The organism is Chloroflexia bacterium SDU3-3 (genome assembly GCA_009268125.1).
In the GTDB taxonomy this organism is placed as follows: Bacteria; Chloroflexota; Chloroflexia; order Chloroflexales; family Roseiflexaceae; genus SDU3-3.
Genome location: WBOU01000001.1, coordinates 563852 through 586196 on the forward strand (window position 1 = coordinate 563852; position 22345 = coordinate 586196).

The 22345-nt window shown below is 66.4% G+C and carries 11 protein-coding genes; 5 read left to right on the forward strand and 6 right to left on the reverse strand.

Annotation, left to right across the window (positions count from 1 at the left end):
* The 5 genes from cobI to F8S13_02490 are packed head-to-tail and all read left to right on the forward strand — an operon-like array spanning position 1 to position 5551.
* On the forward strand, positions 1–732 hold the full coding sequence (cobI, locus tag F8S13_02470; protein KAB8145961.1) for a precorrin-2 C(20)-methyltransferase: 732 nt from the start codon (positions 1–3) through the stop codon (positions 730–732).
* On the forward strand, positions 729–1544 hold the full coding sequence (cobM, locus tag F8S13_02475) for a precorrin-4 C(11)-methyltransferase (protein ID KAB8145962.1): 816 nt from the start codon (positions 729–731) through the stop codon (positions 1542–1544). The genes cobI and cobM overlap by 4 nt, the downstream gene beginning before the upstream one ends.
* A complete protein-coding gene (gene cobJ / locus F8S13_02480) occupies positions 1537–3381 on the forward strand; it encodes a precorrin-3B C(17)-methyltransferase (GenBank protein ID KAB8145963.1) in 1845 nt (614 codons plus the stop codon). Before cobM ends, cobJ begins: the two co-directional genes overlap by 8 nt.
* Positions 3378–4163 (forward strand): uroporphyrinogen-III C-methyltransferase, encoded by a 786-nt coding sequence (gene cobA, locus F8S13_02485; GenBank protein ID KAB8145964.1) that lies wholly within the window; start codon positions 3378–3380, stop codon positions 4161–4163. Before cobJ ends, cobA begins: the two co-directional genes overlap by 4 nt.
* The gene (locus tag F8S13_02490) at positions 4163–5551 is read left to right on the forward strand and encodes a cobyrinate a,c-diamide synthase (protein KAB8145965.1); all 1389 of its coding nucleotides are present in this window, start codon (positions 4163–4165) and stop codon (positions 5549–5551) included. Before cobA ends, F8S13_02490 begins: the two co-directional genes overlap by 1 nt.
* A 64-nt stretch (positions 5552–5615) precedes the next feature.
* Here F8S13_02490 and F8S13_02495 read toward each other — a convergent pair whose 3' ends face one another.
* From F8S13_02495 to F8S13_02520, 6 genes are all read right to left on the reverse strand, one after another.
* Positions 5616–7379 (reverse strand): S8 family peptidase, encoded by a 1764-nt coding sequence (locus F8S13_02495; GenBank protein ID KAB8145966.1) that lies wholly within the window; start codon positions 7377–7379, stop codon positions 5616–5618.
* A 424-nt stretch (positions 7380–7803) separates the two neighbouring features.
* The gene (locus F8S13_02500) at positions 7804–10986 is read right to left on the reverse strand and encodes a tetratricopeptide repeat protein (GenBank protein KAB8145967.1); all 3183 of its coding nucleotides are present in this window, start codon (positions 10984–10986) and stop codon (positions 7804–7806) included.
* Between the two features lie 512 nt (positions 10987–11498).
* Positions 11499–13748, reverse strand: a complete 2250-nt coding sequence (locus F8S13_02505; protein KAB8145968.1) for a cellulase family glycosylhydrolase — start codon at positions 13746–13748, stop codon at positions 11499–11501.
* A 79-nt stretch (positions 13749–13827) separates the two neighbouring features.
* Positions 13828–16518: a hypothetical protein gene (locus F8S13_02510; GenBank protein KAB8145969.1), complete on the reverse strand. Its 2691-nt coding sequence runs from the start codon at positions 16516–16518 to the stop codon at positions 13828–13830.
* A gap of 34 nt (positions 16519–16552) precedes the next feature.
* Positions 16553–19186, reverse strand: coding sequence for a glycosyl hydrolase family 5 (locus tag F8S13_02515; GenBank protein ID KAB8145970.1), 2634 nt, complete (start codon positions 19184–19186; stop codon positions 16553–16555).
* Between the two features lie 75 nt (positions 19187–19261).
* Positions 19262–22150, reverse strand: a complete 2889-nt coding sequence (locus tag F8S13_02520) for a beta-glucosidase (protein KAB8145971.1) — start codon at positions 22148–22150, stop codon at positions 19262–19264.
* Between the last annotated feature and the right edge of the window lie 195 nt (positions 22151–22345).

The window sequence follows — 22345 nt, forward strand, 5'->3', positions numbered from 1 at the left end:
ATGACCACCCAGCGCATCACCGTCGTCGGTCTCGGCCCCGGCGACCCCGACCTGATCACGATCAAGGGCATGCGGGCCATCGCCGACGCCGACATCATCTTTGTGCCGCGCAGCCGCGACGGCGAGAGCAGCCTGGCGCTGCAGATCGCCCGCCCATGGCTGCGCCCCGATCAGCAGGTGGTGGAGCTAGGGCTGGTGATGGCCCGCGACGCCGCCAAGATGACCCCGGCGTGGCAGGCGGCGGCTGGCCAGATCCACGCCGCGCTGGCCGAGCGGGCGGGCCAGGGCGGCGCGGCGCGGGGTGCCTACCTGCTGCTGGGCGACCCGCTGCTGTTCGGCACCTTCACCTACATCTGGGCCGAGCTGGCCAAAGACGCCCCGCACATCCAGATCGACTTCATCCCGGGCGTCACATCCGTGGCCGCCGCCGCCGCCGCATCCCAGGTGGTGCTGGGCGCGACCAGCGACCGCGTGGCGATCATCCCCGCCATCGACAACAGCGACGCCGATGACCTGCGCCACCTGGTCGAGCAGTTCGAGACCGTGGTGCTGATGAAGGTTGGCCGCCGGATCGGCCATGTGATCGACACGCTTGAGTCCATCGGCATGCTGGAAAACGCCGTCTTCGCCGAGCGCGTGGGCCTGCCCGAGCAGCGGCTGGTGCGCGACCTGCGCGAGCTGCGCGGCCAGGAGTGCTCGTACTTCTCCATCGTTATTGTGAGGAAATCATGACCTACACCGTCACCCCCGGCACCGTCTACTTTGTAGGCGCTGGCCCGGGCGCTCCCGACCTGATCACCATGCGCGGCCACGACGTGATCGCCCAGGCCGACCTAGTGCTCTACGCCGACAGCCTGGTCGATGAGACCGTGGCCGCGATCAACCGCAAGCCCGAGGCCCGGATCATCGGCTCGTCCGAGATGCACCTGGGCCAGATGATCGACCTGATGCAGGAGGCCGCCGCCGCAGGCCAGGTGGTGGCCCGCGTGCACAGCGGCGACCCCGCGCTCTACGGCGCGACCCACGAGCAGATGGCCGCGCTCGACGGCCTGGGCATCCCCTACGAGATCGTGCCGGGCGTCACGGTGGCCTTCGCCGCCGCCGCCCGCCTGAACGTGGAGCTGACCGTGCCCGAGGTGGTGCAGAGCATCATCCTCACCCGCGCCGCTGGCCGCGTGCCCATGCCCGAGCGCGAGAGCCTGGTGGGGCTGGCCGCCCACGGGGCCTCGCTGGCCATCTACCTGGGCATCACCCGCATCCGCCGTGTGGCCGAGGAGCTGATCGCCAGCGGCGGCTACACCGCCGACAGCCCCGTGGCAGTGCTGCACCGCGTCACCTGGCCCGACGAGAGCATGGTGCTGGGCACCCTGGGCGACATCGCCGACAAGGTGCGCGAGGCGGGCTACACCCGCCAGGCGCTCATCCTGGTCAGCCCCGCGCTGGAGTCGGCGCTGACGGGCAGCAAGGTGAGCACCACCAGCAACCTCTACGACCGCAGCTACACCCACCGCTTCCGGCGGGGCGAGGGGGGCGGCGATGAGTAGCCAGAAGATCGCCGTGGTGGCCCGCACGCGCCGGGGCAGCCAGCTGGCCGCGCGCATCGCGCTGGCGCTGGGGGCCGATCTGGCCGTGCCCAGCGCGTGGTCGGCCCCCGCCGGTGCGGCGCACTACCATGGCTCGGTGCTGGATGAGGTGCGGCGGCGCTGGCCCGAGTGCAGCGCGCTCATCCTGGTGATGGCCACCGGCATCGCCACGCGGGCCTGCGCGCCCATGCTGGGCGACAAGGCCAGCGACCCCGCCGTGCTATGCCTGGATGAGGGCGGGCAGTGGGTCATCCCGCTGATCGGCGGGCACCAGGCCGGGGCCAACGCCCTGGCGCTGCGCGTGGCCCAGATCACCGGCGGGCAGGCCGCTATCACCACCGCCAGCGACACCCAGGGCCTGCCTGCCCTCGACGGGCTGGGCAAGGAGCACGGCTGGCAGATCGAGCCGGGCAGCGCCACCACCCACGCCATGGCCGCGCTGGTGAACGGCGAGACTCTGGGCCTGTTCATCGACCCCGAGCTGAAAGAGCAGGCCGAGCAGGTGCGCGGCTGGCTGGCCGAGTGCCCATCCATTGAGGAGGTGGCCAGCCCTGAGGAGCTGGCCGCCTACCCCGCCGCGCTGGCCGTGAGCCACCGCGCGCTGGCCTGCTGGGATACCATCCGGCCCACCAGCATCCGCTACACCCCGCCCGCGCTGGTGGCAGGCATCGGCTGCCGGCGCGGCGTGCCCGCGCCCGAGCTGCGCGCGGCGCTGCTGGCCACCCTGGCCGACGCGGGCTACCACCCCGCCGCGCTGGCCGCCCTAGCCACCGCCGAGCTGAAGGCCGACGAGCCGGGCCTGCGCGAGCTGGCCAGCGAGCTGCGGCTGCCGCTGCGCATCATCCCCACCGCCCAGCTGTCCGCGCTCGATCCGGCAGGCTTCAGCCCCAGCGCCGCCCAGCAGCGCTTCGACATCCCGGGCGTGGCCGAGCCGTGCGCCCAGATCGCAGCGGGCGGGCCGCTGGTCGTGCCCAAGCGCTCGTTTGAGCGCTGCACCGTGGCCCTAGCCCTAACGAGCAGCCGGGAGCAGACCCAGCGCCTCAGCCTGATCGGCATCGGCCCAGGCGACCTGCAGCAGATGACCCTGGCCGCCCGCGCCGCGCTCCAGTCGGCCCAGGTGGTGATCGGCTACCGCGTCTACATCGAGCAGGTGCGCCCGCTGCTCGCACCCTGGCAGCAGGTGATCGAGAGCCGCATGGGCGACGAGATGGCCCGCGCTGGCGAGGCCATCGATATGGCCGCCGCAGGCCGCCACGTGGCCCTGATCAGCAGCGGCGACATCGGCATCTACGCCATGGCCGGGCCGGTGTTCGAGCTGCTGCGCGACCGTGGCTGGCAGGGCAGCGCGCCAGCGGTGGAGGTGCTGCCCGGCGTCAGCGCCTTCCAGATGACCTCGGCACGGCTGGGCGCGGCCATCGCCCACGATCTCTGCACCATCAGCCTGAGCGACCTGCTCACGCCCTGGGAGGTGATCGAGCGGCGCGTGCAGGCCGCCGCCGAGGGCGACTTCGTGATCTCGTTCTACAACCCGCGCAGCAAGGGCCGCGACTGGCAGCTGGCCCGCTCGCTCGACATCCTGCGCCAGCACCGCCCGCCCACCACGCCCGTCGCCCTGGCCCGCAACGTCTCGCGCCCCGATGAGACCATCACCATCACCACGCTGGCCCAGCTCGACCCCGAGCAGGTCGACATGTTCACGCTGGTGCTGGTGGGCAACAGCCAGAGCTACGCCATCGCCGGGGGCATGGCCACGCCGCGCGGCTTCGAGCGCAAGCTAGAGCAGCGGGGGCAGCCATGAGCGGCAAGGCCTACCTGGTGGGCGCTGGCCCGGGCCGCGCCGATCTGATCACGGTGCGGGGGCTGAACCTGCTGCGCGCCGCCGATGTGGTCATCTACGACCGGCTGATCGCACCCGAGCTGTTGGAGGAGCTGCCGCAGCACGCCACACGCATCTTTGTGGGAAAAGGCCCAGACCGCCACGTGATGCGCCAGGATGCGATCAGCGCGCTGGTCGTCGAGCAGGTGCGGGCGGGATATCAGGTGGTGCGGCTGAAGGGCGGCGACCCCTGCGTATTCGGCCACGCGGGTGAGGAGGCCCTAGCCCTGGCCGAGGCTGGGCTGCCCTTCGAGATCGTGCCAGGCGTGTCCTCGGCGCTGGCAGCCCCGGCCTACGCGGGCGTGCCCGTCACCCAGCGCGGCGTCAGCACGGCGTTCGCGGTGGTCACCGGCCACACCGCCCCGGGCGCTGCCGCCGACGCCACCGACTGGGCCGCGCTAGCCCGCATTCCCACCCTGGTGGTGCTGATGGGGGTCAAGCGGCTCGATCAGATCTGCGCCGCGCTGATCGAGGCTGGCCGCGCCCCTGCGACGCCAGCGCTACTAGTCAGCCGCGGCGCGACCGAGCAGCAGCAGACGCTGCTGGCCGACTTGGCCAGCCTGCCCCAGCGATACCGCGAGCGTCCGCTGCCCACGCCGTCGGTGCTGGTGGTGGGCGAGGTGGCCGCAATGCACGCCAAAATCAGCTGGTTCCAGCCCAGCGGCCTGGGCGAGGGCTTCTTCGATCTGGAGGATGGAGAGTGATGCAGCGCACGCCCATGCCGCGCCTGGTGCTGGCCGCCGCCATGAGCGGCAGCGGCAAGACCACCATCGCCGCCGGTCTGATCGCCGCGCTGGTGCGGCGCGGGCTGGCGGTCGCGCCGTTCAAGTGCGGGCCAGACTACATCGACCCCAGCTACCACGCGCTGGCGGCGGGCAGGCCCTGCGCCAACCTGGACGCCTGGATGCTGCCGCCTGAGCAGATCGCTGGCATCCTGGCCCGCCGCGCCCACGGTGCCGACATGGCCGTGGTCGAGGGCGTGATGGGCCTGTTCGACGGCTACGCGGGCGATGACGATACCGGCAGCACGGCTCACATCGCCCGCCTAACTAGCTCGCCAGTAGTGCTGGTGCTGGATGTGCGCTCCATGGCCCGCACTGCCGCCGCTCTGGTCAAGGGCCTGCGCGACTTCGACCCCCGCCTGGGCGTGGCCGGGGTCATCCTCAACCGCGCGGGCAGCCAGCGCCACGCCGCCATGGTCGCCCAGGCCATCGAGGGCGAGCTAGGGCTGCCCGTGCTCGGCCAGCTGCTGCGCGACGAGCAGATCACGCTGCCCGAGCGCCACCTGGGCCTCGTGCCCACCGCCGAGGATGGCCGCTGGCAGCAGTGGCTGGATGCGATGGCCGAGCGTGTTACGTCAAGCATCGACATCGACCAGCTGCTCCAGATCGCCCGCAGCGCGCCGCCGCTCGCGTGGCGCGCCCCGCCGCAGCCAGCCGCGCTCGGCGGGCCAGCGCCCACCATCGCCGTCGCCGCCGACGAGGCCTTCAGCTTCCGCTACCCCGAAAACGAGGAGCTGCTGACCGCCGCCGGGGCGCAGGTGCGCCTATTCAGCCCCATGCGCGACGCCGCGCTGCCCCAAGGCACCAGCGCCATCTACCTGTGCGGCGGCTTCCCCGAGCTATACGCCCAGCAGCTCGCCGCCAACGCCCCCATGCGCCAGGCCATCGCCGCCGCGTCGCAGGCGGGCATGCCGATCTATGCCGAGTGCGGCGGCCTGATGTACCTAACCGAGGCAGTAGTGGATGCCGAGGGCCGCAGATTCCCCATGGTCGGCGCACTACAGGGGCGATCCGAGATGACCACACGGCTCACCCTGGGCTATCGCACGCTATGCGCCCAGCGCGACAGCTGGCTGTGGCGCGCTGGCGAGGCCATGCGCGGCCACGAGTTCCACTACTCCACCTGGGGCGGCGCGGGCCAGCACCCCGCACCCTACCAGATCCAGCCCGACGCGCTGCGCCCCCAGGCCCGCGCCGAGGGCGCGCAGGTGGGCCAGACCATCGCCTCATATGTCCATCTCCACTTCCTAGCCATGCCCGAGCTGGCCACACGCTTTGTGCGGGCCGCCGCCCAGTTTCAGCATCGCTAGGCAAAAAACAGGCGCGGGGATAGCCCCCGCGCCTGCCTCAGTCAACCGCTATCAACCGATGGAGCTAGTTGCCCCAGTAGTCGCTGCCGTGATAGACCGAGCTGAACTGTCGCACCGAGCTGAACTGTCGCACCGAGCTGAACTGTCGCACCGAGCTGAACTGTCGCACCGAGCTGAACTGTCGCACGCTTGACCAGTTCACGTCGTACCACGAGTCCAGCGTGTTGCCTGCGATCTGCCAGGTCAGCTGGCTCACCGGCACGCCATCGTTCGCGGTCGCCTTCCCGCTGGCGTGCACCGCCGCGTACACATCCAGGTAGCCAGCGCCAGCGTTTCCACCCAGGCCAAACGGGCGCGCCGTCGACATCAGGCGGTACTTCACCTCGTCCGGCGTCAGCGAGGGATCGCTCTGCAGCAGCAGCGCCACCGCGCCCGACACCACCGGAGCCGCCATCGACGTGCCCGACATGCGGAAGTACACACTTTCCACCACATGATCAGGGTGCTGCGCGGCCAGCAGCGGGCCATTGCCGCCCATAAAGCTCACCAGATTCACGCCGGGGGCCACCAGATCGGGCTTGGCAAAGCCATCCGACGTCACCCCATACGAGGAGAACGAGGCCACCGCGTCATCGGCCAGGCTGGGCGTGCCCCGATCATCTGCCGCGCCCACTGTGATCAGGAACGGGTCGTTGGCAGGCGGGTAGAGCGCGCCACCGCCGAAATTGCCCGCCGAGACCACCACCACCACGCCCTGGTTCCACAGCACCTCAAGCGCCGCATCCAGCACGTTCACATGGTACGACTCATTCTCGGTGCTATTCAGCGAGACATTCACCACGCGGATGTTGTAGGTATCCTTGTTGGCAATGATCCACTCTAGGCCATCCAGCAGGTTCGATGTCAGCGAGCTGCCGTCGTTGTCGGCCACCTTCACATTGATCAGGTTGACCCCAGGCGCAATGCCGATATAGCGGCCCTGCGACTCGCGGCCATTGCCGCCAATGATGCCAGCGATGTGGTTGCCGTGGCCGAAGGCGTCAAACACGCTCTGGTTGTAGCCCTCGTTGAAGCGGACCGAGGAGACCAAGCGAGAATTGCCGCTGATCGTGTAGAAGTCATTGAAGGGATTCACACCGCTATCCAGCACCACCACGCCCACGCCCTGGCCCTGCAGGTACTTGGGGCCTTCGTTCCAGAGCCGGTCGGCCCCCACGCTCTGCGCATAGGCGCTGCGCAAAAAGGTCGGGTCGACGCACTGCTGGCACTGGTTGCTCTTCACCGGGGTGTCGCTGGAGATCCAGTGGACGCCCTCGGTGCGCGCCAGCGCATCCAGCGAGCGGGCCGGGATCTCGGCCAGCAGCGCGGGCACAATATGGAACTCACGCTGCACCGTGCCGCCCAGGCCGGTGATCGCGCTGCGCACATAGTTGGTATCGCCCAGGGTCTGGACGATCACGCGCATGGTGCTGGCAGGCCGCTGCTGGGCGCTCGCCTGCAACGCGTCGTTGATCGGCAGCTCGCTGGCCGAGAGCGCCATGGATGGGGGAAGGCCGACAAGGCAGAGAAAGGCGACACACAGCATAGAAAACATGCTGGTACGATGCTGAGGGAAGGTGCGTGCAGCTTGCGTTAGCATAGGATTCTCCTTTGATCTCATGCACGTGAACCTGATAACTGGCGAGCATAAGAGATCTGTTAGCCAAGGAAAAGCTGAGAAGCCGTGCAAGAATGATTCTTGGTATTCGATCTCATTGTCCCGCAGCACATTGGGAAGCAACATTCCCATGAAAGAAGGCGTCATCTCAGGCGACGTGAACAGGTTCATCTTATAACAGAATGATTATCTGTTTAGTAAACGATTGTTCACAATGCTGAGAGCAATACGTCATCGTATCGCCACTACGCCCCAAAGCGCAGCGGCGTCTATGCCACTTCGGCATAGCATTCCAAGCCTTATCACAAGGAGAGAATGTCCATACTTGTCACCAGCGACAAAATATTACACCACACAAAAGAAAACAAGCCTCGTAAGCCATAGAAATATGGCCAAGTTACGGGTCTTTGGTTGGAGGGTAACTGCCAGCCAGCGGCCAAACAGTTGAAATAGCATTAATGGAGAACGGCTATAGTATATGCGCTGCCCTGATAAATGTCAAATAGAATTTTAATGATTTATTAAGCAAAATCTTCACGGTTTATAAAACAACTTCACACATGCATGCACCCAGCACAGCGGCGCACCTGCCCGATCACAGGCGCACCCCCACCATGGGCGGCAGGCCGAGCCGCGTCAAAGCCAGCGGCTCATTCAGCAGCAACGAGACAATCGAGTCGAAATTCGGCTGCATGGCTTCGGAATCACCAAAGGCCGCCACCCGCTCGTGCAGCGCCGCCGCCAGGCCCTGCGCCACCTCCAGCACCTCGGGGTTGCTCGAAGGGTGGTTCATAACCGCGCCAATAATCGCGCTGGCGTGGGCCGGATCGTCATCCTGCACTAGCCTGGCCAGCTCCACCAGGATGTCGAGCGCCAGCGGGATGGCCCGCAGGTCAACTGCAAACTGGAGGGCGGCGCGGAATGAATGCCAGGCGGTCTCGGTATCGCCCAGCGCCACATCCACCTTGCCCAGATCGATCAGGGTATGGGCCAGCCCCAGCCGATAGCCGATCTCATAGCAGATCTGCAGGCTTTCGTATTGAAACTGGCGGGCCTTCACATACTCTTTTAGCTCGTAGGCCACGCTGCCCAGGTTGTTCAGCGAGATCGCGATATTGTACTGATCGTGCAGCAGCTTAGCCAGGGCCAGGCTTTCCTGCAGCTTGCGCCACGACTCGTCGTACTCGCTCAGGTACAGCGCGATCGTGCCCAGGTTGATAAAGGCCCGCGTGGTGCCCCACAGGTCGCCCAGCAGGCGCGAGATGTCAAGGCTCTCCTGAAACAGAGTGCGTGCCTGCAAATACTCGCCTAACCACCCATACACAATCCCCAGGTTTGTGCTCACCCGTGCCAGCAGCAGCCGGTTGCCCAGCTGCTGGCAGATCACGCGTCCCTCATTCAGCAGAGCCTGGGCCCGATCATACGCACCGGTGATGCGGGCAATGTCGCCCAGGTAGGTGAGGCAGAAGGCCACCTCGCTGGCCATCTGGCGTTCGCGAAACAGCGGCAGGGCATATTCCAGCAGCTCGACTGCGCGCTCGTGCATACCTAGACGATAGGCCATACCCGCGCGGCGGATCTGGTGCTGCAGCAGCGGCACCGAATCGGCGTGCTGGGCCGCCAGCGGGCTGGTGCGCTGGGCCGCCAGCCGATCGGCCATGGTGTGGAACACCTCTTCGCCTTCCAGAAACAGGCTCTGCATCTCGTAGAACTGGTAGAGGTAGTAGGCAAACAGCTGGCTGCGGTCGCTATGGTGGTCGATCATCCAGCGCCAGGCCGCCCGGATATCCTCCAGCCGCTGCTTCAGTTCGCCCAGCGCCTCTTGGTGGTTGCCGCTGGTCAGCTGCGGGCCGCAGCGCTCAAGCATGGTGGTGAAGAAGGCGCTGTGGCGCTCGTAGATCTGCTCGGGGTCGGCCTCGCGCAGCTTCTCGCCAGCGTACTGGCGGATGACGTTCAGCATCTCGAAGTGGCCCGAAGGGTTGCGGCGCAGCAGCGACTTGTCGACCAGGCCCATGAGCATGGGCAGCGTGGCCGAGGCCACCTCCTTGGCCGAGTCGCGGCAGAAACCGACGCAGAACACCGACAGGCTGCGCAGCACATGCTGCTCTTCCTCGGAGAGGATCTGCCACGAGTACTCGAACACCGCACGGATGCTGCGGTGGCGCGCGGGAACATCGCGCAGCGACGTGGCCAGGAAATCCAGGTTGCGCTCCACCTCCTGCACGATCTCGCGGCACGAGAGCACACGCAGCCAGCTGGCGGCCAGCTCGATCCCCAGCGGCATGCCGCCTACCAAGTGGCAGATCCGCACCACATCGGCCACATTCTCATCGCTCAGCGCAAAGTCGGCCCGCACACGGTGGGCGCTATACTCAAAAAACTGCACCGCCCCATACTCGGCGGCCCGCAGGTCGTCGGCGCGCTCGGGAAGCTCCAGTCCGTGGATCTCGGATGTCCACTCCTCGCTCAGGTTCAGCCGCTCGATCGAGGTGACCATGATCACCAGATTCGGCGCGTTGCTCAGCAGCTCGGCCAGCAGGCCCACGCTTGCGCCCAGGTTCTCGGCGTTGTCGATCACCAGCAGCAGCTGCTTCTGGCGCAGGTAGCTGATCAGCTGCTGCTTGGGGTCGGGGCCGCTGTAGAACGAGAAGTTCAGCGAATCAGCGATCGCCGTGGTCAGCGCCGCCTCGGAGCTGACGCCCGAGCAAGGTACAAAGTGCGCCCCATGGCTAAAGGAGGCCAGGGCCTGGTAGGCCGCCTCGACCGCCAGCCGCGTCTTGCCGATGCCGCCGGGGCCGACCAAGGTCAGCAGGCGGCAGGCCGGGTTGCCCAGCAGCCGCGCGATCGACTTCAGCTCCTCGGTGCGGCCAAAGAACGAGCCGCTGAGCGCGGGCAGGTGGTGGCGGTGGGCCTCGGGCAGCAGCGCGCTCACCGGCTCGGCGGGCGTGGCCGGGCTGGATGCCAGCAGCGTGAAGGGCTGCGAGTGCTCGGCGGGCGGCACCTGCTGCAGCTTGATCGCCTCGTAGAGCTGCTGGGTCTCCTCCTGCGGGGGCACGCCCAGCTGCTCATCCAGGGCGCGCACGCACTCCTGATACTGGCGGCGGGCGGCGCTCCACTGCTCGCTCCAGGCGTAGAGGCGCATCAGGGTGCGCTGCGCCACCTCGTTCAGCTGGTCGAGCGCCAGCCAGCGGCGGGCATAGGTGATGGCGGCCTCGAACTGCCCGGCCAGGCTATGGCCATAGACGAGGCGCTCAAGCGCGTTGCCCAGCATGCGGCGCATGCTCTCGGACTGAAAAAACTGCCACTCATCGAACTCGGCGCTGTCCGACAGCGAGAAGCCGTGCATGAAGTCGTCGCGGTAGAGCGCGACGGCATCGGTCAGAGCCTCAAGACAGAGCGGGCAGAGCTCGTGCTCGGCGTGGCCATGCTGCTTGCAGCTTGCGATCAGGGCCAAAAAGTGATCGACGTCGATCCAGATATCAAGCTCGGTATGCAGCAGCCCGATGGTCTCGCGGCCAACATCCAGGGATTGCCCGGCCAAGGCTTTGTTCAGCGACCAGAGCGTACGTCGCAAGTTGGCATAGGCGCGAGACTGGCTGTACTCCGGCCAGAGAAATACCGCGAGCGCGTCGCGGCTATGGTGTTTGTGGGTGACCGCAAGATAGCTTAGGAGCGCGATCGCCTTCCGTGTGTCAACTTCGAGGGGGATGCCATCGCGCTCGACGCGAGGTTGGCCAAGTAAAAACAGCGTAAGTTTAGTCACTTTGGACCTCATCATTGATGGTCGCTGTTACAAGAAGATCTTGGCCGGGAAAAATGGTTGCCAGCTTTGTGAAGGCATTATACTAAGATGGCTAAACCTACACAATAGCAGAGTCCCACTTGTGCCAAAATACTCTACAATGAGTTCCTAACAAAACCTTGGCCTATGCCTTTCTAGCAAAAGAAAAAGCATAGATATACCGTAACAACCTAACCAACAACCGATTATATCCAAGGCCGTTATGAGAACATTATCACAATTTCTTCTAGACACAAAATATTCCAAAAAACCTGAACATTTGTTTGAAACAGTGTTGTCTCCCCATGATACACAATCACGTTCATTTTTCAAATAGGGAAGTTCCTCCCATTTGCTTCTACCCTAGAAATATCTCTTTCTAATCGGACAAAGTGTCTTTCTACTACCGATGTTAGCATCGGTGTTCATTCTGTTCATTAAACAACACAAAAGAGCGGCACCAGAAGTTCTGATGCCGCTTTGCTTGTAGGTTATGTATAGCAGTAATGCTACTGTGTGCAGGCCACTCCATTCAGCGTAAAGCTGGCGGGCTTGGCGTTGCTGCCGCTGTAGCTGCCCTGGAAGCCAAAGCTGGCCGTGCCGCCCGGCGCGATGCTGCCGTTCCAGCCGCCATCCTTGGCGCTCACGCTTGCGCCGGTCTGGGTCACGGTCGCATTCCAGGCGTTGGAAACGGCTTGGCCATTGGCAAAGCTCCAGGCCAGCGTCCACCCGCTAATCGCGCTCGTGCTGGTGTTTTTGATCGTCACATCGGCCTGGAAGCCAGTGTTCCACTGGTTGGTGATGCTATAGGTCACCTGGCAGCCAGCACCGACGCTTGTCGGCACCACGGCGGTGGGCGTCGCGGTGGCCGGGATGCCCGTGGCCGTGGCCGTCGCTGGCGTCGGCGTGCGCGTCGCGGTGGCCGGGATGCCCGTGGCGGTCGCCGTCGCTGGCGTGGCCGTGCGGGTGGCCGTAGCGATAGCAGTAGCAGTGCGCGTGGCCGTGGGCGTGACCGTGACCGCAGCGACGGTCGGCTCGACGCCATAGATCAGGCTGCCCTTATAGTAGACCGTAAGGCGATTCCAGTCGGCGTAAGCGGTCTTGGTGGCGTCAAACGAGTAGTCGTTGGTCTGGGTCAGCGCGCCCCAGTCGGAGCGCACCACGCGCAGCTGGATGTCGCCGGTGTCGCCGCCGCTCCTCAGCGTACCAGCGGCGCTGGTGAAGCCCACCTCCAGATAGCCGTTCGCGGCATCGGCGGGGGTGGCCATGCTGGTGAACTTGGTGGTCACCGCCGCGCAGGTGATCAGCGCGTAGTCGCAGAAGGTGCTCTGCCCAGCGGCGCCATCGGTGGTGTACCAGTAGCGCACGGTCAGGTCGGAGAGATTCACCGCCGTGGTGCCGCCATTGATCAGTTTAATGTGCGGCTTGACCTGGCTGGTGGTAGCGCTTGCCTCGCCAGCCTTGTACTGTACCTTCAGGCCGCTGACAGGCTGGGCGGTAGGCTGATTGGGATCCTGGGTGGGCGTCGCAGTGGCTGGCACCGCCAGATCCAGCGGCAGCAGGTAGTCCTTCAGATAGTTGTACTTCACGGTGTCGACGCTGGTCCAGTCATCGCTGAGGATGCCGCCGGTATCGCCCGAGTTGGGGTTGAGCGACCAGTATGTGAAACCGATACCACCGGTACCCTTGCCCATATACTTCATCAGCTCGGTCAGCCAGATCTGGTCAACCTCGGCGGTCAGGCGCGAGCCGAACTCGCCGATCATCACCGGGGCAATGTTCTGCTTGTGCAGGTAGCCCCAGTTCTTGTCCCAGATCGCGGGCATGTTGGCCGGGTAGGTCGGGTCGGAGAACCACGACTGCGAGGCCACCGAGGTGGCGTACTCGTGGGGGGCGTAGACCAGGCGATTTGGCACATTCAGGCGCACCGGGTAGTCCTTCGCGCCCTGCAGGTTGCCGCCCCACCAGTTGCAGTCGGCGGTGCCACCATACACTGGCGGCTGAACGTCGCCGTTCACGCCAAAGCAGCTGACGCCCTCGACAAAGATCAGCCAGTTGGGGTTGACATCGAGGATGGCGTTGCCCGCGCGCTCGGCGGCCAGCCGCCAGTCGCGGGTGGTATCGCCGCAGCCCCAGCAGGCCTCGGGGGCGTGCGGCTCGTTGTGCAGATCGGCACCGATCACGGTGGGGTTACCCTGGTAGCGGGCGGCCAGCATCTCCCAGTCGCTGATCCAGCGGGCCTCGGAATATTTGCTGGTGTACCAGAGCGAGGACTGACCGCCGGAGTCGGGGCGGTGGCGATCCAGCAGGATGCGCAGGCCGATCTTGCCCGAGTACTCGATCACCTTGTCCATGATCTGCAGGCCGCTCAGGCCCTGTAGCTCGGGGTTCTGGACGGCATCCACGCTGTTGGGCGTGCTGCTCGCGTCGAACAGCTGGTTGGAGTAGGGCAGGCGCAGGGTGTTGAAGCCCAGGCTCTTGATCTGGTCGAGCACATCGCGGTAGTTGCGCGCCCACAGGCCGTGCAGGGCGTAGTTTGGCGTCTCAAGGCCAAACCAGTTGATGCCAGTGATGCGCACCGGCTGGTTCTGCGAATCGAGGATCTGGCTGCCGCTGGTGTGCCAGAAACCGACTCCCGCCGCATTTGCGGTAGGCGGCTGAACGATAAACGATGGCAACAAGAGCACGATCAGCACCAGCGCCGATAGGATCGGCAGCGCGCGCGACCGCTTTTTCTGCGCAGAAGATGAATAAGCCATAGTGTTTCCTTTAGCGATCTCTTTGATGCCAAAGGGCATGGCGGCCTTCGTAGCCACCATGCCCCTGGGCGATCGAATCCTACGGTGCGACGGTGCAGGCCGTACCGTTCAGCGTGAAGCTGGCGGGCTTGGCGTTGGTGCCGCTATAGCTGGCCTGGAAGCCAAAGCTGGTGCTCGCCCCCGGCGCGATGCTGGCGTTGTAGGGCATGTTATTGGCCACAACGCCCGCGCCCGTCTGGGTCAGCGCGGTGTTCCAGGCATTCGAGATCTGCTGGTTGCCCGCGAAGCTCCACGCCAGCGACCAGCTGCTCAGCGCGGCGCTGCCGGTGTTCTTGATCGCCACATCGGCGGTGAAGCCGGTGCCCCACTGGCTGCTGATCGTGTAGGTCACCTGGCAGGTGCCCGTCCCAGCAGTCGGCGTCACGGTCGGCGTGCTGGTGCGGGTCGGCGTCATGGTGACCGTGGGCGTGGCGGTGCGCGTCGTGGTCACGGTCGGCGTGCTGGTGCGCGTCACGGTGACCGTGGGGGTGGCGGTGCGCGTCACCGTGACCGTGGGGGTGGCGGTGCGCGTTGCAGTAGCCGTGGCCGTAGCGGTGTTGGTGGCGATGACTGTGGCGGTGCTGGTCGGCACGGTGCCGCTGGCGTTCAGCACGATGTGGAAGGCCGTGAGCGGCGGGATAACATACGAGAAGCTGTTGCCGCTGACCGCGCTGATCGTGCCGTCGTGGAAGATGTTGCTGGTGTACTGGTTGAAGCCCCAGACATCGCCGCTGCCGTACTGGGTGCTGCCAGCGATGCTGAAGTTGCCCGTCAGCGAGCTGGTGAAGTTCTTGTTCAGCAGGATGATGTGCAGCTTCGAGCCATCCTCATTCAGCGACGCGTAGGCCGAGGTGTTGGCCGTGTCGGATGTGGTGGCGCGAACGTTGGTGCTGCCGTAGGTGCTGTGGTTGCCGTCGTAGTTGCGGAACAGCTTGTACGAGGCGGCCACATAGTTCGGGTCGTTGCCCCAGTGCGAGGCGGCGTAGACATTGTACTTGCCGAAGATGCCCAGCACATCGGCGTTGGCAATGCCGCCCGAGATGTCCACGCTGCCGCCGTAGTCGAACTCGGTGAAGGCCAGCTTGGTACCCGGGTAGTAGGTGTCGATCGACTGCTGGACATTGGGCAGCAGGGGCAGGAAGCTAGAGTTCCACTGCGCGATCCAGCTATCCTCGGTGTAAGTCGGGTCCCACAGGGTGCGCGGGGCCTGCATACGGGCGCTGCGGGTGGCATTGCTGCCCGCGTCGGCGGTGGTGATGCGCACACCATCGCCCTTGGCCTCGGGGTACCAGTGCAGATCGAGCACATCCAGCAGGCGCTTGCCGTGCTGGGTCTCGGCGGCGCGCAGCTTGGCCAGGTAGTAGTCGAGGAACCAGCGATAGCCCGCGCCCTCGGTGGCCGCGTCGGGCGCGCTCTGCAGGTTAAGATACTCGGCGAAGCCGTAGGCGGCGGGGCCGAAGATCTCGGCGTTGGGGTCGACGCCCTTGACCGCCGAGGCCAGCCCGATCGAGCGCGAAACGATCTCGCTGTAGGTCAGCTGGCTGGGGTGGATGCGCACGTGGGTGCTCGACCACAGCGCCGGCTCGTTGTCGAGCGAGTAGCCCTTCACGCCGGTGGCCGAGGTCGAGGGGCCATACTTCTTCACCAGGAAGTTGACGAACTCATCCATGTACACCACGCCATCGGTCAGCACCGGGGTGGTGGTGAAGGGCGCGCCCTTGGCGAACACCACCTGGTCCCAGCGGGCCGATGGTGCGGTCTCGGCCTCGGTGACGGTGCCGTTCTTGTCGCGGGCCACGTAGCCGGCCATCTGCAGGGTGGCCAGCGAGTACGCGCCCTGGGCGATCGACCGGTCCTGGAACTTGGAGACCACCGCACCCGGCAGGCTGCACTGGCTGGTCGGCACGCTCTGGTCGGTGCACATGTAGCTGTCGCTGGAGTAGATGTAGTCGCTACCAGCGTTCGAGGCGTTGTTCTCCCAGTTATAGCCGGTCATGCGGTTGCCACCCATGCGGCGGAAGGGCAGCGCGTCGACGTTCGCGAAGTCCTGGTTCACGCCGTAGATGTAGGGGCTGATCGGGTGGCGGTCGGCGGAGGGGTCGATCGCGATCGAGACCGAGCCGGAGGGCGCGGGCGTGGCGGGCATGGGCGTGGGCGTCAGGGTCGGCCCAGCGGTGGGCTGCACCAGCTGGCCAAGCGTGATCTCGTCCAGGTAGTACACCGGCTGAGGGCCGCCCGTGTTGTCCTGGAACACGATGCCGAGGATGTCGGGCACCTCGCCCAGCGAGGCGATCGGCAGCTCGTAGTGGGCCCAGGTGTTGGCAGCGGGGCGCGCGAGCGTGACGCCGGTGCTGAAATCACCCTCGCCGCTCACCAGCTTCACGCTGATGTTCTGATTCCCGCTGGCGCCGCCGTTAAGCCAAAACGAGAGCAGGCTATAGGTATCGGCAGGTATGGCCGCACTCCCATGGAGGTACAGCGCGGACCACTCCCCCGTGTAGGTGACGGCCAGCGAGGCCGAGCCGCTGTGCACCGGCGCGGTGTTGGCGTAGTCGGTCGTGGTGCCCCACGACCAGTTCTCCCAGCCGCTTGCGAGCGCCTCATCGTACAGCACCACCGACCCTGCCGCGCGTGCCATGGGCGCGCCCGCCAGCGAGACGATGGAGAAGACGAGCGAACAGAGCATCAGAGCGATGCCGCTGTAGCTCAGCGTAGTCAATCTCCTGCGCATGGTAAACCTTTCTCCCTATAAACAAGCCGATGGACTAGCAGCCACTTCCATTGCGCCAGTCCACAACAGATATCTGCACGCGATTAGCGATAGATCCCTTTACAATCAGGTACATCGCGCCATCTGCGCTGCGTGCCACGGCGATATTATTGACCTGCCCGCCCATCCCGCTGAGCTTGGCGCTCTGCAGCGAGCAGTTGCGCTCGTTCTGGTCGCGCACCCCCTGCCAGAGCACGGTGTTGGTCGCGCCCAGCGATAGGTTGCGCACATTGAACAGGCCGCCCTTGCCAAACGACATGTTGGTGTAGCGGAAGCAGGTGCCCCCCGCTGCCACGTCGTAGCTGCCGCTGGCGGCCAGGTCGACCGGGCTGGCGCACAGGCTGGTCGCCAGCGGGGCGGTGTGGGCCTTGCTGCTCAGGAAGCCCGCCACCCAGGCCAGCGGGGCATTCCAGTTGATCGCCACCTCGTTGGTGGAGTACGAGTCGATGTGGTCGATAAAGCACTTCTGCGGCTTGCAGCCGGTCAGCAGCTTCTGAACATAGGGGTCATCCAGCCCGCTGTTCGCGCCGCCCGAGATCGCGCCAGGCGCGGGGTTGGGGTAGGCCGCGTCGGTCTGGTGCGCCCAGAAGCGGTGGTGCTGGTTCTGCGAGGAGACCGTGCCGTAGCCGGTGACGTACGAGTGGTTGAGCGCGTTGCGTCCCAGGATGTAGTCGAAGCCCTCGGCCACGCCATCCAGGTACTTCTGCGCGCCGGTGTAGTCGTAGGCGGCGGACACCAGCAGCAGGCGGTTGAGGATGTCGGAGTTCGAGCCCCAGTAGAAGGTGCTGGTGGCGGCGGGGTAGCCCTGCCCGCCGATGGTGGCAAGCTGCGCGTCGGCGTAGCTGGTGAGCGAGGCCAGCGCCGTCTGGCGCTCGGCGGGGGTCAGGCGCTGCTCGGCCAGCAGCAGCGAGAGATCGCCCAGCGGCGCGACCGCGCCCCAGTAGATGCCGTTTGGCAGCGTTTTCAGGGCGTAGTGGGGCGAGCCAGCCATGAAGCTGTGGTACTGCGCCTCGCCGGTGGTGGCGAACAGCTCGGCGGCGGCCCAGTAGAACTCGTCGCTCACATCGGTGTCGTTGTACGCGCCGCCGCCGGTGCCATCGCTGGCCGGGGCCAGCACGCTGGGGTGGGCCAGGGCGGCCTGCCAGGCAGTCTGCGCGGCGGCCAGGCAGCGGTCGGCGAAGGCCGCGTCGTAGGGCTGCCAGACACGGGCGCACTGCGCGGCGGCGGCGGCCAGGTTCAGCGTGGCGGCGGTGCTCGGCGGGCGCAGCACGCGCGGCTGCGAGTCGAGGTCGGGCCGCATGGGGAAGCCGGTCCAGTTCGCGTCGTGCATCTTGTGGTGGGCCATGCCAGCCAGCGGCTGACCGGCGGGCACCTGCATCTTCAGCAGGAACTCCATCTCCCAGCGGGCCTCATCCAGTAGGTCGGGCGCGCCGTTCTGGCGCTCGGGGATCTGCAGCGCACCATCGCCGAAGTCGGCCAGGGCCGCGCGGTCGACCTTGGACAGCCGCTCGTACTGGTTCTGCAGCATCCAGACCGAGATGCCGCCGTTCACCACATACTTGCCCTGGTCGCCCGCGTCGTACCAGCCGCCCGAGACATCCAGGCGGTAGTCGCAGGGCACATCGGCGGCGCAGGGCACGCTGGTGTCGCCCTGGTTGGGCGCGATGCCCACGTGGCCAGCCGGGCGGGCGTACTGCTCGCCCACGTACTGCGCCTCGATCGGGATGCCGCTGCGGTTGTGGTAGAAGTAGGCCAGCGCGTCGTAGCGCAGCGTGTCGTAGAGCGTGCTGGCGATGGTGAAGGGGTAGCTGGTCTCGCCATCGGCCACCAGCGTGAAACCGCTGCCAGTGCCAGCGTAGCTGGAAAAGTCGATCCGCTGCACGGTGTCGCCGGAGGCCGCATCATAGCCGTATTCGGCGGCTGAACCGCTCATCACGGTTGCGCCAGCGCTGTTGCGCAGCTCCCAGGCCACCGGCGTGGCGCTGTCGGTCACCACGGTGGCGCGCTTGGGCAGGCCGGGCGCGTAGCCCAGCTGGTTCACCCGCACGCGCGGGCCGGTGTCCGGCTCGTAGGTGGGCGGGGTGCCCTGGCCACCCAGCAGCGAGATGTTGTCAAGGCAGACCGTCACCGCCGCGCCGCCGCCCATCTGGAAGGTGACCTGGCCGGTGCTGGTGCCGATATTCGACGTGAACGGGAAGGAGAAGCTCTGCGGCGCGGTGCCGACATCCACCCGCTGGGCCAGCGCGGCGGTGTAGGGCGACTCGCCGATCTGCACCGTGGTCTGCACCGAGGTGGGCGCGCTGGCCGAGGCCTCGAAGGAGAACAGGTAGGACTCGCCATTTTCCAGCAGCACGTTGCTCTGGCCGATCATGGCATCCCAGGGGTTGGCCGTGCCGCCCGCCACATCCACGCAGAGCTTGCCATCCACCACATCCAGCGCGGTGTTGGCGCTGCCCCACCAGGGGCCGTAGGCGTCGGTGTCGAAGGTGCCGTTGGTCACGCGCTCATTGGCTGCCGGGTCGGCGGCGGGCGCGGCGAGCGCCATGTGGCCCGGCAGCGCGCCAGCTAGCAGCGATGTGGCCAGCAGCGTAGCGCCAAGCCGAATGGCGGAGGTTGTGTGTCGTCGCATGGATTTCTTTCTTTACTCTTGGAAAGATCTGCGCAGCCCGCTGCCAGCGTGGGCAGCGGGCTGCATGTCCGATACCTAGGGCGCGACCGAGCAGGCGGCACCGTTGACTGTGAAGCTGGTGGGCTTGGCGTTGGTGCCGCTGTAGCTGGCCTGGAAGCCAAACGTAGCCGTAGCGCCGGGGGCGATGCTGCCGTTCCAGCCGTAGTCCTTGGCGCTCACGCTCGCGCCGGTCTGGGTCAGCGTGGTGTTCCAGGCGTTCGAGATCTGCTGATTGCCGCCAAACGTCCAGGCCAACGTCCAGCCGCCGATCGCGCTCACGCCGGTGTTCTTGATTGTAACATCCGCCGTGAAGCCCTGGCCCCACTGGTTGTTGATCACATAGGCCACCTGGCAGCCCGCGCCCGCCTGCGGCGTTGCGGTGGGGGTGCTGGGCTGCGCCGTGGCCGTGGGGGTGCTGGGCTGCGCCGTGGCCGTGGGGAGCACGGGCGTGGCCGTGGGCGCGCTGCCCGTACCATAGGCCTCAAGCTCGTAGAGCGAGTAGCCGTAGGCGGTGGCGCGGGCGGTGCCGTACACGCGCAGGTAGCGCCCGCTGCCGCTGATGGCGAGGTCGTTGGTGCCGCCCACATTCCCCGTCACATTGGCGATGGTGGTCCAGCTGCTGGCGTCATTCGACACCTGCACCTGGTAGGCGGTGGCGTAGGCGGCCTCCCAGACCAGACGCACGCGGCAGAGGCTCTGGGTGCTGCCCAGATCGACCTGCAGCCACTGGGGGTCGCTAAACGCGCTTGACCAGCGCGTGGTAGCGTTGCCATCGACCGCCGCCGAGGCCGCGTAGGTGCTGGTGTCCTCCACCGTCGAGGCGCTGGCGGTGCGCCCCAGCGCCAGGTTGGCGGTGCCGCAGGTGCCAGGCACCGGCGTGGCGGTGGGCGGGATAGGCGTAGCGGTGGGCGGAACAGCCGTGGCCGTGGGTGGCACGCTGGTGCTGGTGGGCGTGCCCGGCGCGACGGTGGGCGTGCTGGTGCGGGTAGCGGTAGGCGTGGCCGTGGGCGGCACCGGCGTCGCTGTGGGGAGAGCGGTGCTGGTGGCGGTGGGCGGCACGCTGGTGGGCGTGGCGGTGGGCGCGGTGCTGTAGCTCAGGCCGTAGCCATAGGCGAACAGCGGGTCGTAGCTGGCATCGCCCACGTTGATCGGGATCTGGCTCATGCTGCGCGGCCATGTCATGGGCAGCTTGCCGGTGAAGTTGGCCGCGCCGAACAGCACATCGGCCACGCCAGCGCCCTCGGTGCCGGGCAGCCAGGCCGCCACAAAGGCCCGCGACTGGTCGATCTGGGTGTTCACGATCATGGGGCGGCCCGAGACCAGCACCACCACGCAGGGCATGGCCGCGCACACGCGCTGCACCGTGGCGGTATCCTCGGCGTCGAGCGAGAGGTCGGCGTCATCGCCGTGCATCTCGGCGTAGGGCGACTCGCCCACCACCACCACGCCCACGTTGTAGCCGCTCACCTGCGACGAGCTGGGGTTGCGCACATAGGTGACCTGGCTGCCGGAGGCCGCGCTGCGGATGCCCTGCAGGATGGTGGTGCCAGGGGTGATGTTGCCGCTCTTGCCCTGCCAGCTGATCGTCCAGCCGCCCGACTGCATGCCGATATCATCGGCGCTCTTCCCGGCCACCAAGATCTTGCCCGCCGAGGGCGAGAGCGGCAGCAGGCTCTGGGCGTTCTTCAGCAGCACCAGCGACTCGCGCACCGCCTTGCGGGCCAGGTCGCGGTGGGCCTGCGAGCCAATATTGCCGATATTGGTGCGGTCGGCGTAGGGCTTCTCGAACAGACCCAGCTCAAACTTCTTGGTGAGGATGCGGCTCACCGCATCGTTGATGCGGGCGGTGGTCACACGGCCAGCCTGCACCTCGGAGCGCAGCGTACTGATGAAGGTGGGGTACTTATCGGGCACCATCACCATGTCCACGCCCGCGTTAACCGCCGTGCGCACATCGCTGGCGTAGTCGCCCGGGATCTGGTCGATGGCGGCCCAGTCCGAGATCACAAAGCCCTTGAAGCCCAGCTCGCCCTTCAGCACATCGGTCAGCAGGTAGGCGTTGGCGTGCATCTTGGTGCCATTCCAGCTGCTGTACGAGGGCATGATCGTGCCGACGTTGTGCTTGACCGCCTCGACGAAGGGGGCCAGGTGGATGCGCCGCAGCTCGGACTCGCTCATGGTCGCGTTGCCCTGATCGAGGCCGGTGCTCGCGCTGCCCCAGGCGGTGCCGCCGTCGGCCAGGTAGTGCTTGGCGCTGGCCAGCACCGTGTTGGGGCTGCTCAGGCTGGTGCCCTGGTAGCCGTCGATGATCGGCACCATGGATGTGGCGATCTCGGGATCTTCGCCAAACGACTCGTAGGTGCGGCCCCAGCGCTCGTCGCGGGCCACGCACAGGCAGGGCGCAAAGGTCCAGCGCACGCCGATGGGGTAGACCTCCTCGGCGGTGGCCGCCCCGATCTGCTTGACCAGATCGGGGTTGCGGGTCGCGCCTAGGCCGATGTTGTGCGGGAAGATCACCGCGCCCACCACCTTGCTGTTGCCGTGGACCGCGTCGATGCCGTAGAGCATGGGGATGCCCAGGCGGCTCTGCATGGCCGCCGTCTGGTAGCGGTCGACCATGTCGGCCCAGGCGGTGGGCGTGTTGCTGGATGGGGTCGAGTCGCCGCCGCTGAGGATGGAGCCGAGGCCATAGGTCGTCAGGTCGCCTGGGTTTGGCACGGCGCTGCTGTCGGCCTGGGTCATCTGGCCGATCTTCTCATCCAGCGTCATGCGCGAGAGCAGGTCGGCCACGCGGTCGGCCACGGGAAGCTGCGCGTTCTTATAGGGCAGCGTCGCCTGGGCCTGGGCCTGCGGAAACGAGCTAACAAGTGCGGTAACAAGCGCAATAGAAAAAAGAGATGCTCGCTGTAGCCATTTCATAGGCATTCTCATTTCGCTCCAAAAGAGGCCCCACAACCTCCCCCGCTGCAGCCGCCATTGGCTTTCTGAATCAGCGCGGCAGATACCCAAGCAGAGATTGCGAAAGCGATCGTGCGAGTTCCAAGGGTGGCGCTGCCATAGCGGGCCGCTATGGCAGCGCCGGGGCAAGGGCGACGGTCGAAGCTGCCGGGCCTCTGGCCG